The sequence below is a fragment of the Prevotella sp. P5-126 genome, from assembly GCF_002251185.1.
In the GTDB taxonomy this organism is placed as follows: Bacteria; Bacteroidota; Bacteroidia; order Bacteroidales; family Bacteroidaceae; genus Prevotella.
On record NZ_NPIZ01000047.1, the window covers coordinates 20,248 to 35,751 of the forward strand.

At 44.7% G+C, this 15,504-nt stretch carries 9 protein-coding genes; 5 read left to right on the forward strand and 4 right to left on the reverse strand.

Features of this window, described 5'->3' with window-relative positions:
- Window positions 1-51: 51 nt before the first annotated feature.
- The 4 genes from CIK90_RS04185 to CIK90_RS04200 form a co-directional block, all read right to left on the reverse strand.
- Complete coding sequence (locus CIK90_RS04185) at window positions 52-2,193, reverse strand: peptidylprolyl isomerase (RefSeq protein WP_094464426.1); 2,142 nt, start codon at window positions 2,191-2,193, stop codon at window positions 52-54.
- Between the two features lie 198 nt (window positions 2,194-2,391).
- Window positions 2,392-3,669 (reverse strand): hemolysin family protein, encoded by a 1,278-nt coding sequence (locus tag CIK90_RS04190; protein WP_094389962.1) that lies wholly within the window; start codon window positions 3,667-3,669, stop codon window positions 2,392-2,394.
- Window positions 3,666-4,325, reverse strand: coding sequence for an LPS export ABC transporter periplasmic protein LptC (gene lptC / locus CIK90_RS04195; RefSeq protein ID WP_094464427.1), 660 nt, complete (start codon window positions 4,323-4,325; stop codon window positions 3,666-3,668). The genes CIK90_RS04190 and lptC overlap by 4 nt, the downstream gene beginning before the upstream one ends.
- An 89-nt stretch (window positions 4,326-4,414) precedes the next feature.
- Entirely contained in the window at window positions 4,415-5,710 is a 1,296-nt protein-coding gene (locus CIK90_RS04200; protein WP_094389960.1) for a hypothetical protein, read from the reverse strand.
- A 100-nt stretch (window positions 5,711-5,810) separates the two neighbouring features.
- On the opposite strand from CIK90_RS04200, the gene CIK90_RS04205 reads away from it, so the two are divergent.
- The 5 genes from CIK90_RS04205 (at window position 5,811) to CIK90_RS04225 (ending at window position 15,473) form a co-directional block, all read left to right on the forward strand.
- On the forward strand, window positions 5,811-7,124 hold the full coding sequence (locus CIK90_RS04205) for a DUF4105 domain-containing protein (RefSeq protein ID WP_094389959.1): 1,314 nt from the start codon (window positions 5,811-5,813) through the stop codon (window positions 7,122-7,124).
- On the forward strand, window positions 7,121-8,500 hold the full coding sequence (locus CIK90_RS04210) for an alkaline phosphatase family protein (RefSeq protein ID WP_094464428.1): 1,380 nt from the start codon (window positions 7,121-7,123) through the stop codon (window positions 8,498-8,500). The genes CIK90_RS04205 and CIK90_RS04210 overlap by 4 nt, the downstream gene beginning before the upstream one ends.
- Before the next feature lie 117 nt (window positions 8,501-8,617).
- Complete coding sequence (gene secA, locus CIK90_RS04215; RefSeq protein WP_094464429.1) at window positions 8,618-12,010, forward strand: preprotein translocase subunit SecA; 3,393 nt, start codon at window positions 8,618-8,620, stop codon at window positions 12,008-12,010.
- Between the two features lie 120 nt (window positions 12,011-12,130).
- A complete protein-coding gene (locus CIK90_RS04220; RefSeq protein ID WP_094389956.1) occupies window positions 12,131-12,829 on the forward strand; it encodes an ABC transporter ATP-binding protein in 699 nt (232 codons plus the stop codon).
- 124 nt (window positions 12,830-12,953) lie between these two features.
- Window positions 12,954-15,473 (forward strand): ATP-dependent Clp protease ATP-binding subunit, encoded by a 2,520-nt coding sequence (locus CIK90_RS04225; protein WP_094389955.1) that lies wholly within the window; start codon window positions 12,954-12,956, stop codon window positions 15,471-15,473.
- The last annotated feature ends 31 nt before the right edge of the window (window positions 15,474-15,504 follow it).

Consider the following 15,504-nt stretch of genomic DNA (forward strand, 5'->3'; position numbering starts at 1 on the left):
CCCCATACCTTCAAGGTATGGGGCTTAAATATTATCTTCCAGTTTCTACTTTTAGAAGAAGAGGTAGCGGTTGTCAACTACTTCAGCCTTCTGGTTGAGTTCCTGCATGTAACGTCCTGCTGCACGCATTGCCATCTGCTGAAGCATCGCCATCTGCTGCTTCACGTCAAACTTAGCACCTGCCTGCAGACTGCGCTTAGTCACTTGGAAGATGTAAGCACCACCATTGCCCTTGACAGGAGCCTGACACATCTGTCCCTGCTTAACAGCTGAAACTGCACCACTCAAAGCTGGCTCGCTGGCACCTGTGCTCTGTACGAATGCAGGAGCAGAGAATGTGATCTGGTCAACATTGCTGATGACAGCACCCTTCTGCTTGGCAGCGGCAATGGATTTAACACCATTCAACTTAGCAGCGGCAACTTCAAACTTCTTATCGCGGATGACTTCCTGACGTACCATGTCTTTCACGTCGTCAAGGCTACGATAGCCTACACGGTGAATCTTGGTCAGCGCAATAACCATCATGTGGTCGTTGTTTCCACATTCGTAGAGTGGTGAAACATCGCCTGGCTTAGCATCAAATACCCATTTCATAGCTTCACGTGTTGAGCGTACGCCTGCCACATAGTGCTCTGAATTGACCATATCCTGACGCTCCATCACTTTGAAACCAAATTTCTGAGCATTCTTCTCCAGTCCCTCCAGTGTTTTGTTTTCACTGACAAACTGGCTGAACTTGTTGTATGCCTGGTTGTAGGTTTCCTTAGAGAAATCAATAGTGTGCTTGATGATGGCAACATCATATTTGGTGGTCATCGCCTTGCGGTTGGTCACTTGAAGTACCATATTAGCCTGTGAGAGACTGAGCTTCACTACCTCGCCAACAGCAGTGTTGTTGAGGGCTGCGATGTATGCCTTCGTATCAGCATCGAGCGTCTGTGCACTTTCGTACATGGCAGAAGTCATCCATGTCTTCTGACCAGTCTGACCATACTTCTTAGCGAGGGCTTCAAAATCAGCATTACCCTTCAAGGCTGTATAAACGCTGTCTGCACGCTTTGCAGCTTCAGCTGTTTCGTCGCCTACCTGAATCATGCGGAACTCGATAGAGTCTGGCTGTTCTACTTTAGCGATGAGCTTGATGACGTTCAAGGTGTTGTCATAGCTTGTTTCGAAAACAGCAGAGGTCTGACCTACAGCCATAGAGTCAAGTTTGGCAGCTACATCAGCTGGGAATGCACGCTTGGTGGCTGCAATGCCTGTGTAGGCAACCTGTGACCGAGCTTTGCGAACAACTTCAGAAGGAGTCATTCCGCTTTCAAGTTTCAGCTTGGCTTCGCTCATGGTCTTGTTCAGCACAGCACGGTCAGTCTTTGAAGGGAGAACCTGAAAGTCAACATACTTGATGTCGCGGCTTTCAACGGTCTGTTTGAACATTTCCTTCATCTCGTCATACTTAGCCTTCAGATCGCTGTCGGCAATCTTCACCTCGTTGTCTTTGATAGAGGTGTATGGGATGGCAGCCAAGGTGATGTTGCTTTCAATATTGTTATCATCGAAAGCCATCTTTGCTGAAACAGGGTTAGACAGCAGGCAATGACCCAGGAGGCTCTGGTATTTCATCATCAGCGTCTGCTGACGCAGCTGCTTCTCGATGAATTTCCAATAGTCGTAGATCTTCTTGTACTGCTCTGCAACCTGTTGCTGTTGTGGCTGTGACTGCATTTTCTTATACTCATCAAGGAATTTGGTGAGCTGGGTTACGTCGAAACGTCCTGTCTGCTGGTTGATGAAAGGAGTCTGAGCCAACATGGGGTTGGTACCGGCCTTCAGAATATTCTGAAGTTCTGCATCGGTAACGGTCAGACCTAATTCGTTGGCCTCTTTCTCCAGGATGGTGGTATTGACCACTTCCTGCCAGATTTGGTCTTTCAGCTGATTGAGTTCATCGTCAGAAAGGCTTTCGCGACCTTGGGTCATCTTGATTACTTCCTGATACTCGTCGACCATTGCCTGAAAGTCCTGAACGGACACTTTCTTACCTAACACTTCGCCGACTTGTTGACGTTTCTCGTTGTTTGTTGCTTCGCAAGAGCGAAACATTTCTTCGGCGATAAAAGCAAAGAGGGCCAATCCAATCACGGTGGCGAGGACAGGTCCCCAGCTTCTGATTTTTCCAATTACTGCCATTGTTTTTTAATTATTTTATTTTTTTTGTTATTGCTCTAAGTTTTTCATTGACATGTTCCACTTGTCTTTTTCTGCCATGCTGTCAGTATAGGCAAAGATGTGCAACTTGTGGGTCATGTTTCCGCTTTTAGCGTACAAAGTTAGTAAAAAATAGTCATTAAACGAAAGATAATCACAAAAAAGTGTAGTTTAGAATCGTTATTCTTCTACTTTCAACCTTACAAGTTCTATCTTTGTCATGGTATTTTTTACTATCTTGAATTCAAAATGCCCGATTTTGACCACTTCATTGAGTTTCGGAAAACTTTGATATTCATGAAGAATGAGGCCTCCGACTGTCATATAGTCGTCGCTTTCGGGCAGGTCGAGGGAGAACATCTCGTTGACCTTTTCTATTTCCAGTCGGGCAGAAAGCATATATTCGCCTTCACCCAACTGTTTTGCCACATAGTGCATGTTGTCATGCTCGTCTTCAATATCACCGAAGATTTCCTCAACAATGTCTTCAAGCGACACAAGGCCACTGGTGCCACCGAATTCATCGATGACCACTGCCAATGATTTCTTTTCTTGAAGGAATGTGTGCATCAGTTTGCTTGCTGCCATCGTTTCCGGAACATATGGCATTTCGCGGATCATGCTACTTGGAATCGGGTCTTCGCCCACGATTTTAGCGCCTATTCTGAAAAGATCTGATGAATGGACATAACCGATGACGTGGTCAATATCTTCACGATAGACCACAATCTTGGAGTGACCACTTTCTATGAATCTGCTTTTCAGCTGGTCCATCGATGCCTTCTCTATATCCACCGATTCTATCTCTGTGCGGGGAACCATACAGTCGCGTACCTTGGTATCAGAGAAGTCGAGTGCATTATGGAAGATCTTGACCTCTTCAATCTGTTGTTCGTCAGGAGCATTGTCTATGCTGGCCTGTACGAGATAGTCCAAATCTACTTTTGTAAATGCCTTGTCGGCACTATCGTTGTCGATCTTCTGTCCTGACAACCGCAGCAGACCTTTTGATAGTACTGTGGCAAAACGCGAGATGGGAAAGAGTGTGACGTAGCACGCCATGGTAGGAACAGCAAAGAATCGCAGCATCGTATTGGGACTCGCCTTGAATATCGTCTTGGGCAGAAATTCTCCTGTAAAGAGCACAATGACTGTGGATAACAGCGTGTCGGCCGTGACACGACTTCCGTCATTAAGTGAGGCAAACAAGGTGTTGTCGAATATTGCTGCAAAGAGAATACCATATACTACCAGAGCGATATTGTTGCCCACTAGCATGGTGCTCACAAAGTCGTTGGGGTGGCGGTAAAAGAAGGAAATGGCCTTGTCTGCCAGTCCGTTTTTCTCCCGTTCCATCTCCGCTCTAAGTCTGTTACTGGAGACGAAAGCTATTTCCATGCCTGAAAAGAAGGCTGAAAATATCATGGTAATGATGATACCTACTATAAGATTTGTCATGGTTGTGATGTTTTGGTCATTGCGGCACGCCTGACAGCCGGTTGGCGTTGTGACTGTTGTGTAGTGGCAGTATCGGAAAGTGTGGCAGTCTTCTGCTTGTCGGGAGCAGTGTTCTCGCTTTCACCACTCATATCCGACTCCAGGAAGGAACCGACACTATTGGTGACTTCATAACGTTGCATGCGTTCGTCACTCCGAAAATACGTGCCTTGCATTTCGCGTTCGGGCGTGATAACCTTGGAAAATTTATGGGAATAGAATTCATGGGCAATACCGTCCCAGAACAGTTCTTCGCTTCTGAATATAAGTCCGTTTACATTACGTATGCGCACTCTTCCACGCAGTTCCCACAATTTCTTTTGATCATAATACCACGCAGTATCGGCCTGTATATAACCTTCTACATGAAACTTCTCATCAAACTGTTCAAGGAAAATGCCCTTTTCAAAAGTCCAACGACTGGGGTTCTTCACGGTATTGACATCCCACCGTTCAGTAACGATGCGGTATTTGATGACACCAGAGTCGCTGATGAGGGTGTTGATACCATAACTTGTCATCATCGAGACAGAGTCACGGTCACGCACAGCAGGTGCAGTATGGTCTTTTGGCTTTTGGCAGGACCCTGCCCCCACAGACAACAGCAGGGCAAGCATAGTGCCCGCCCAGATGTTGGAAGAATGGTATTTTCGCTTAAGTATCAATTTACAAGTGTTGTTTGTTTATTATATGTTCTGAGACAGACTTATTCTACTTTCCACTTAGCAAACCATTTCTCATTGAAGGTAATGCCAAGATTGATGCGGAAGGTATTTTCTGTTATCAGATTGGTGGCTGACTGTCTTGCCCATTGGACACTAATGTTGAGAACAGAACGGTTACCCCATTTGTTGACCAATGGGATGCCCATACCTGCACTCACGCTGAGTTCTTTCGGTCCATCTTGTCCGTTTACTTTATAATAAGGTGTGGCGTAAGATGCGCCAAAACGATAGTGGGTGTGCGTAAGAAGATTCTTAAGACTCAAGGAAGTCCAGTTGGATGCACTTGGAATCCAATCAAGTCCAACAGTCATCTTGTGGCGGTTGTTGAGCAATCCGCTTACAAGTTGATATTTGTTGTTTTCGTATTTAGGATAATCGATGTTTGACCAACGCTGGAAAGAATAATCCGCACCAACTGTGAGCGTTTTGTTGTGACACCATGCAAAACCAAGACCCAATGTCATTGGGAGCTTGAAAGCATCGTCTATAGTCGCCGTGTCTGACGTCATTACACTATTCTGGGTATCGGTATTGGTATTGATCAGCTGTGCCTCGCCTCCCATTTTATGACCTAATCCGAATGTTGCACCAATGGTCAGTACATCTTTCTTACCTAAAGCCTGTTGGTACTGCGCTCCAAAATCGAGTTTGTAGGTATTGACGCTTGTTGAATAAATACGGCTCAGGGTATTGGCTGCAGACTGGTTGGTGGTGTTGGTAATGCTGCGCTCTGTATTTCCCCAGAGATAGCCAGCGTTGACACCGACAGAAAATCCTTTAACAGGTTCCCAACCGGCACCGACATATACTTCACGCAATCCGCCGTTACCGCTATGGGTCTCTATACTATAGAGTGAAGAACTGGCAACATCGGTGCGCGAATAGGAATAACCTACATTGGTGAATGGTACGATACCGAAACTAATACCCAAACTGGGCATTGCACGGAACATAGCCACTGCATATTCAAAATCAGCATTCTTGGCATTCACCTTCGTGTTACCTTCCTTAAAATTTGTAATTTGTCCGGAAAGCCCCACGTCAAAAATCATAGTTAGGGAGTCGGCTGCAGAATACGATGCAGGGTTGAGCGTATTCACCTGATTTCCGTAGCGGAAGCCAAGGCCAAGACCATTCATGCCACGATTAAACCCTTGTGACTGTTCTGACAAAATACCGAGGCCATATTGGCTGTAAGGCGAGTTGGTGCCACTCTGAGCGCTAACAGTCAGGGCACTGGCAAAAAGGAGTATGCCATTTATAAAAAGCTTCTTCATCTATTTGTTTTGTTTATCTTTTCGATTACGGCTTGCAAAATTATCGAAAAAAAACGAAATAAAAGCACGATAAGTGGAAAATATAGGTTAATTTTGCATCGTGAAACATTTAGAAAACATTTTTAATGCTCTTAAAGGGGGACTTTTAACACTCTCGCTGGTATTGTCGCAAGCAGTATGGGCACAACCTTATGCCCCCGTTGGAAGCAATAGCGGAACTGTTGCTGTGGAAGATGAAAACAAAGAAAAAGCGTCGGATACGAACGCAACAGGCCAGCCCGACTTGTTTGCCCAGCGAATGGATTCTGTAGAAATCAGTCTCCTAACTTGTCAGCCTCACGACGAAATATACAGTCTTTACGGACATACTGCAATTCGCTATCATGAATTGTGGCCTAAAGGCATTGATGTCGCTTTCAATTACGGTGTCTTTGACTTCAGAAAGCCTTTCTTTATAGGAAGATTTGTATTAGGATGGACCGACTACGAATTAGGAGCTTACCCCTATACTTTATTTAAAGAGGAATACCGACGCTTTGGAAGCATGGTTACCGAACAGGTTCTCAATCTTACTACCGAAGAGAAGCTATGCTTGAAAAATGCACTTGCAGATAATCTTCAGGACGGAAACCGTATCTATCGTTATAATTACTTTTATAGCAACTGTACTACGAAGGCACGCGATATTATAGAACAATGTATTTCCGGGAAGCTCATATATGAGCCACGGGATAATTATCAGCCAACCTATCGTGAAATGATTCATGAGATGACAAAACGTCACCCATGGGCTGCTTTTGGCAATGACATGCTGTTGGGAATCCGTTCTGACATAAAGACAGACCAAAGGCAACAAGAATTTTTGCCTAATAATCTCATGTATGATTTTGACCATGCACGCATCTTCGCTAATGGCGAATATCGTCCGTTGGTGAAAGAACGAAGAGTGGCTGTTCCGGCTGGTGTTCAGCTGTTAAAGTCTGAGTTTCCATTATCGCCAACAGCATGCGCTATCATCATCAGCTTATTGGCGTTAGCTCTATTTGTTGTTCAATGCCGAGTACATAAGATTCTGTTAGCTTGGGACATACTGTTGGTCGCCATACAGTCAATCATCGGACTGTTGCTCTTTGTGATGCTTTTCTCTGAGCATCCTACGACCACCCTGAATCTGCAGATCCTGCTCTTCAACCCTATCCCACTTTTTTTTCTTTATAAGGTTGTTCGAGGAAAGAAAACAATCTATTGGAACATAGCCTTAGTCCTTGTTATATTCTTCCTTATTGGAGGAATTTGGCAGGATTATGCAGAAGGCATCTGGAGTTTGGCATTATGTTTGCTGTTACAAAGTATCGTACATATAAAAAATAATAATAAAGTGCCAGAACAAAGGCAGCAGAAACCTGCAAAATGAAGAATAGATATATCTACATCACACTCATGAGTTTGCTTGGGCTTACAGCAGAAGCACAAGCACAACTTATAGCACAGGCTCCTAGACTGGTGGTCAATATTCAAATAGACCAACTGCGTACTGACTTTCTGGAAACATACGCTCCTCTTTATGGGCCAGACGGATTCAACAGATTGTTGAAGCACGGAATGGTGTTTACGAATGGAGCGTACAATTTCTCACCTGTTGACCGCGCATCAGCCATTGCCTCTGTCCAGACCGGAACATCACCCTACTATCACGGAATAACAGCTTTTGAATGGCTCGACAAAGAAACCCTACGTCCACAACAATGTGTGCGCGATACTAAGGTTGGATATTCACCTAACCATCTAGGGACTTCTACTTTGGGAGATGAATTAAAGATTGCAACCAATGGTATCGGAAAGGTCTATTCGTTTGCAGCAACTGCCGATGCAGCCATCCTTTCTGCCGGACATGCAGCTGATGGAGTATTGTGGGTCAATAACAACCAATGGACATCCACCACGTATTATCAGCCTTACGACAAATGGATTTCCGGTTATTCCAGACTATATGCGCCAGGAACAGACGTCAATGCAGGAATTACAACTGCAGTGTTGGAATGTGTCAAACAGGCAGGAATCGGTATTGATGATAAACCCGACCTGATCAACCTCACCTATGAGGCTGGTCGCACGATGGAGTCGTATGTAAAACTCGATGAGAATATTTCAACCCTCATCCAAGGAATAGAAGGACATCTCAATAGATACCGCATCCTATTTGTGATTTCAGGAACAGCCTATCGAGAGGAAACAGAAGATGATCATGCTACTAATGCACGCTTCCGAATCCCAACAGGAAATTTCTATATCAACCGAACGGCAAATCTTCTCAACATGTATCTTGGTGCAATCTTCGGACAAGCACAATACATAGAATATTGCTACCATAATCAGCTATTCTTCAATCGTCAGACTTTAAGACAAAAGAATATCAATCTCGGAGACTTGATGGAGCGTTCGCAGGAATTTCTCCTTCAAATTTCCGGAATACGTAACGTCTATACTGCTAATCAGTTGCTAACAAGCGATAATCATCTGCTTGAACCTATCCGCAACGGATTTAATATAGAAAAATGCGGTGACTTGATTATTGACATCACTCCAGGTTGGCAACTCGTTAACGAGGAAACCTTGGAAAAGTCAACATCACGCGCTTACAACATTCCTTTCCCTATTATTATTTACGGAGACGGTGTCCGGAGCGAACGCGTACAGACACCTGTCACAGCCGACAGAATTGCTCCAACAATAGCCCGTTCCATACGCATCAGGGCTCCTAATGCCTGTTCGGCAGTCCCTCTTTTCTAAAGACGACGGACAATAAATATCAGTTAACTTGCAACTTTACGGAATATTATTAGTAACTTTGCAAGCGTTTTTACGTAAAATAATAATAGTAATCAAAGAAAAAGAAACAAAACAAATATGAACTTAACGAAAATATTGACATCACTCTTCGGTAATAAATCGACGAGAGATATGAAACTCATCCAGCCGTTGGTGGAAAAGGTTAAAGCCGTATATCCTGAAATACAGAAATTGGACAACGACCAGTTACGTCAACGCACTCGCGACATACAAAAACGCATACAGGAATCTGCCAAAGAACAAAAAGCAGAAATCAAGAGACTTAAAGATACCATCGAAGAAACACCTATTGATGAACGTGCCGACATCTTTGCCAAAATCGACAAACTGGAGAAAGAAGTTCTCGACATCTTTGAAAAACAGCTTGACGAAGCGATGCCTGAGGCTTTCAGCATCGTCAAGGAAACTGCACGCCGATTTGCCGAAAACGAAGAAACAATTGTTACTGCAACCGATTTCGACCGCGAACTGGCATCAGATCCAAGAAAAGACTTTATTACCATTGACGGAGATAAAGCTATTTATCACAACCATTGGACCGCAGGAGGAAACGACCTTAAATGGGAAATGGTACACTATGATGTACAGCTGTTTGGTGGTACTGTGCTCCATCAGGGAAAAATTGCCGAAATGGCAACTGGTGAAGGTAAAACCCTCGTAGCCACTCTTCCTGTATTCCTTAATGCCCTGACAGGAAACGGTGTCCATGTGGTAACTGTCAACGATTATCTAGCTAAGCGTGACTCTGAATGGATGGGACCGCTTTACATGTTCCATGGTCTTTCTGTAGATTGTATCGACAAGCATCAGCCTAACTCAGATGCAAGACGTCGTGCTTACCAGTGTGACATTACTTTCGGCACCAACAACGAATTTGGTTTCGACTATCTGCGTGATAATATGGCCACCTCACCACAGGACCTCGTCCAGCGCGCACACAACTATGCCATCGTCGATGAGGTAGATAGCGTGTTGATTGATGATGCACGTACTCCTCTGATCATCTCTGGTCCTGTTCCTAAAGGTGACGACCAGATGTTTGAGGAATATCAGCCTCTCGTAGAAAAAATCGTGGCTGTACAGCGTCAACTTGCTACACAATACTTGGCAGAGGCTAAGCAGAAAATCAGCGAAGGACAAGCAAAAGGTGACAAGAAGCTCACAGAAGAGGGTTTCCTTGCCTTGTTCCGTTCGTTCAAGTCGCTCCCTAAAAACAAACCGCTCATCAAATTCCTCTCTGAAGAGGGTATTAAAACCGGACTTCAGAATACTGAGAATACCTACATGGAGAACAACAACCGACGCATGCCAGAAGCAGTTGAACCTCTGTACTTTGTAGTTGATGAAAAGCTGAACTCATGTGACTTAACCGACAAAGGAACGGCATGGTTAGCCCAACAGGTGAATGACTCAGAACTCTTTGTATTGCCCGATATCGCCGGACAGCTGTCGGCTCTTGAAGCAGATAGCAGCCTTTCTGAGGAAGAGCGCGTGACCAAGAAAGATGAGTTGCTCAGCAATTACGCTATCCAAAGCGAACGCGTACACACCTTGCAGCAGTTGCTCAAAGCATACACCATGTTTAATAAAGATGATGAGTATGTTGTGATTGACGGTGAAGTGAAGATTGTCGATGAGCAAACCGGACGTATCATGGAAGGACGCCGTTGGAGCGATGGATTGCATCAGGCTGTGGAAGCCAAGGAACATGTGAAAGTGGAAGCTGCAACACAGACCTTCGCCACCATTACACTCCAAAACTATTTTCGTATGTACCATAAACTCGCAGGTATGACAGGTACTGCTTCTACCGAGGCAGGTGAGTTTTGGGACATCTACAAACTCGATGTTGTTGAAATTCCAACAAACCGTCCTGTTATCCGTAAGGATATGGACGACAGAATCTATAAAACCGCACGCGAGAAATACAATGCTGTCATTGAGGAAATTGAGGAAATGCGCAATAGCGGACGCCCTGTACTTGTAGGTACAACCTCCGTTGAAATCTCTGAATTGCTCTCTAAAATGCTCAATATGCGAAAGATTCCTCATCAAGTCCTGAATGCCAAGCTCCACCACAAGGAGGCTGACATTGTGGCAGAGGCAGGACGCAGTAATTTGGGACGTGTAGAGATTGTTGATGAAGAAGGTAATAAACACGTAGAAGAACGTATGCTTGGTGCCGTGACTATTGCAACCAACATGGCTGGACGTGGTACCGACATCAAACTGACTGCAGAAGTGAAAGCTGCAGGAGGTCTGGCAATCATTGGTACTGAGCGTCATGAAAGCCGACGGGTTGACCGTCAGTTGCGTGGACGTGCTGGACGTCAGGGAGACCCAGGTTCATCAGTATTCTATGTATCTCTTGAAGATAAGCTCATGCGTCTGTTTGGTTCTGAACGTATTGCCTCTGTTATGGACCGCTTAGGTTTCAAGGAAGGCGAACGCATCGAGAGTCCGATGATGAGCAAGCAGATTGAACGTGCACAGCGTAAGGTAGAGGAAAACAACTTTGGTATCCGTAAACGTCTTTTGGAATATGATGACGTCATGAACCGTCAACGTACCGTTATCTATGAGAAACGTCGCCATGCCTTGATGGGAGAACGTATCGGAATGGATATTGCCAATATGCTTTGGGACCGTGTTGCTACTACTATCGAGCAAAACGACTATGAAGGATGCCGTGAAGCTTTCATTCGTTTGTTTGCCATGGAAGTGCCTTTCACCGAAGAACAACTGCAGTCTGGACATCTTGAAGAACTGGAAGAAAACTCCTACAAGAAAGTGATGGAAGCCTTTGAGCGTAAGACAGAACACATCTGTGAGATTGCTCAACCCGTCATAGAGAAAGTCTATACCGAACAAGGTGACCGTTTTGACAGAATAGCAGTTCCTTTGACTGACGGACGACGACTCTATCAGATTCCTTGCAACCTAAAGGAAGCATACGAAACAAAATCGAAGTCTATTGTCAAGCAGTTTGAAAAACAAATGTTGCTCCACGTCATCGATGAGGCATGGAAAGAAAACCTCCGCGCACTCGACGAACTTCGTCACTCGGTACAGAATGCTTCATACGAACAGAAAGACCCCTTGCTCATCTTCAAGTTGGAAAGTGCAAAGGTATGGGATAACATGATTAACGATATGAACAATCGCATCGTCTCTGTACTCATGCGCACCACTATTCCGGAAATGCAGCAAGTGGAAGAGGCTGGTCCAGAACCAGCTCAACGTCCACACCAGCAATACACGGAAAACAAACCAACCGTTGAGCAGGAGCAGATGAGGGATCCTAACATGCGTGCGGCAGCCGCTCACGACACACGTGCACAACAGCCACGTACTCCTATCGTCAAGGAAAAAATGCCAGGACGTAACGACCCATGTCCTTGCGGTTCGGGTAAGAAATTCAAAAACTGCCACGGACGCGGATTAGTATAAACAAATCATGCAGCACACCACACGTTATCATGCGGTGTGTTGCATTCTCAATAAGTTGCACACGCTGTGCGCAGCGAAAATACAAATAACAGTCAAGGATAAAACCAATAGAAATCAACAATGATTACCATAAACAATCTTCAGAAGAATTTCGGAACTACAGTAGCTTCTTCCATCGAATACTTTGAAATAACAGATGGAGAGATTCTCGGCCTCGTTGGCAACAATGGTGCAGGCAAGACTACCCTATTCCGACTCATGCTCGATTTGCTCAAAGCGGATTCCGGCTTTGTCACTATTGATGGCATTAACCCCAGTGAGAATGAAGATTGGAAACAACATGTTGGCGCTTATATCGATGAGGGATTCCTGATAGACTTTCTTACGCCAGAAGAATATTTCGCCTTTTTGGGAAAAGTGTCAGGAATGACCAAAGAACAATCTGAGAAGCGTATGGAAGATTTTACTGACTTTGCTGCAGGAGAGATTTTTGGACAGAAGAAACTAATCCGCAACCTATCGGCTGGTAACAAGCAGAAGGTGGGTATTATATCTGCCCTATATAGACGTCCCAGCATCGTCATCCTCGACGAACCCTTCAATTTCCTTGATCCGAGCAGTCAGACACTACTCAAACACTTACTGACTGACTATGTGGCACAGACCAAGGCAACCCTACTGATCTCAAGCCACAATCTTCAGCACACAGTAGATATTTCTACACGAATAGCTCTACTCGAACACGGATGCATTATCCGTGACTTAGACAATAAAAACCAACAAGCCATACACGAGCTGGATTTGTATTTCGGCAGTTAACACATGGACAAAAAACATCTCTCCAAACTATATAAATTTTAATAATAAGAAAGGGATGTCTGAATTTGCCACAAACTGTGTGTAGGTTATCGTTGGCACGTTATTTGCAATCATGTTTTCAGTTATGACAAATCAGTTTTCAGAAAAGATATCAGAAATACTCGCATACTCGCGAGAAGAAGCCATACGGCTCGCAAACCGTTGTGTGGCTCCAGAACACCTGTTGCTGGGAATGATGCGCCTACGCGAAAGCACTACCAACAGTCTGTTTCATCGCCTCGGCATCGACAGTCAATCGGTCAAGGAAAAACTTGAGGAACTTGCCCGTAACGAGAAAGTTGCCATAAGTGAAGAACAGTCTGACATCATTCTCACTCCACAAGCTAACAATATTTTGAAACTGGCCGTTCTTGAAGCACGTTTCGGTCACAGTCAACAAGTGGAAGAAGAACATCTGTTGCTTGCCATCATGCACGATGCGGCAAACAATGGTGCAAAACAAATTTTGGAATCCAACAACATGAACTACGAAGAAATACGTTCTTTACTCCATGTCACAAATGGTGTAGGACTTCCTGAGGAAGAATTCGAAGAAGAGCAGAAAAAAGCTAATTCTTCTAACCAAAGCAATGGAAATACTACCACTACACAACAAGACAAACAGAAATCGAAAACTCCCATGCTCGATAATTTCTCAACCGATCTGACTCTTCAGGCTCGAAACAACAAACTTGATGAGGTTGTGGGACGAGAGAAAGAGATGATGCGGGTCATGGAAATTCTGGGACGCAGAAAGAAGAATAACCCTATTCTGATTGGTGAACCTGGCGTAGGAAAGAGCGCTATTGTGGAAGGATTGGCACAAGCCATCGCCAACAAGAAATGCCCTCCTTTATTGTTTGGTAAACGTGTATTAACGCTTGATCTTACAGGGGTTGTTGCTGGTACGAAATATCGTGGACAGTTTGAAGAACGCATACGGCAGCTCATTAAGGAACTCGAACAGAATGATGATGTCATCATCTTCATTGATGAAATCCATACCCTCATAGGCGCTGGTTCAACACCAGGCTCTATGGATGCTGCCAATATTCTCAAACCAGCATTGGCACGTGGTGTGATACAATGTATCGGAGCTACCACACTTGACGAATATAGAAATTCCATCGAAAAGGATGGAGCTTTGGAACGCCGATTCCAAAAAGTCATAGTAGAGCAGAATACTCCCGCAGAGACGCTTCAGATACTTCACAATATCAAGCATCACTACGAGAAGCATCATCACGTGAACTATACCGATGAGGCTCTTGCTGCATGCGTTAGTCTCACGGAGCGATACATCAGCGACAGACAACAACCGGATAAAGCCATTGATGTAATGGATGAAGTCGGGGCACGTCTGCACTTGACAAACACACAAGTTCCGGCAGAAATCATCGAAAAGGAAAAACAACTCAAGGAGGCAAGCGAAAAGAAACGCCAAGCGGTGAAAAACCAGAATTACGAATTGGCTGCCAGTCATCGTGATCGAGAAGCGCAACTTCAACAGGAACTGGATGCCCTTAATACTAATTGGCAGAATGGTGAAGACATAGACCGCCAGAATGTCAGTCTTAAGGATGTACAAGACGTTGTTTCGATCATGACTGGTGTTCCTGTACAACGCTTAGCGCAAGCCGAAGGTATCCGATTGAAAGGCATGAACCTGAAACTGCAGGAAGAGGTTGTGGCACAAGACAAAGCCATCGATAAGATGGTAAAAGCAATCATGCGCAACCGGGTGGGACTGAAAGAACCTAACCATCCTATCGGCGTGTTCATGTTCATTGGTCCTACGGGAGTAGGTAAAACCTATCTGGCGAAGAAACTCGCAGAATTTATGTTCGGCAGTAGTGATGCGCTCATTCGTGTTGACATGAGTGAATATACCGAATCGTTCAACGTGTCCAGACTGGTTGGTGCACCTCCAGGTTACGTTGGTTACGAGGAAGGTGGTCAGTTGACCGAACGCGTTCGTCGTCGTCCCTACTCCATCGTACTACTTGATGAGATTGAAAAGGCACATAGTAACGTTTTCAACCTCTTGCTTCAAGTTCTCGACGAAGGTCGTCTGACTGATGGTAACGGACGCTTTGTGGATTTCCGCAATACGGTTATCATTATGACCTCTAATGCAGGTACACGCCAACTGAAGGATTTCGGTCGGGGTGTAGGCTTTAACACAGCAGGAAACAGTTCATTCATGCTCAATGACCAGGATAAGGAACATGCGCGCAGTATTGTGCAGAAAGCATTGTCTAAACAGTTCTCACCAGAGTTTCTGAACCGCATGGACGAGATTATCACCTTTGAGCAGTTGGATTTAGAGGCTATTAAGAAAATCATCGACATCGAACTACGCGGACTTTTCAAACGTATGGAAGCACTCGGCTATCAAGTGCAGATAACCGACGAAGCCAAGGCTTTTGTTGCAGAACGCGGCTATGATGTGCAATTTGGTGCGCGTCCATTGAAACGTGCGATTCAGAACTATATAGAAGATGGTATTGCAGAACTTATCATCGATGGGGAACTGGAGGCTAACAGTACCATATCAATAAGCAAAGAGGAAGGAAAAAGTGAATTGACTATCCAAAAGATATAATCTTCACCTTCTTACTCCAATATATGAATAC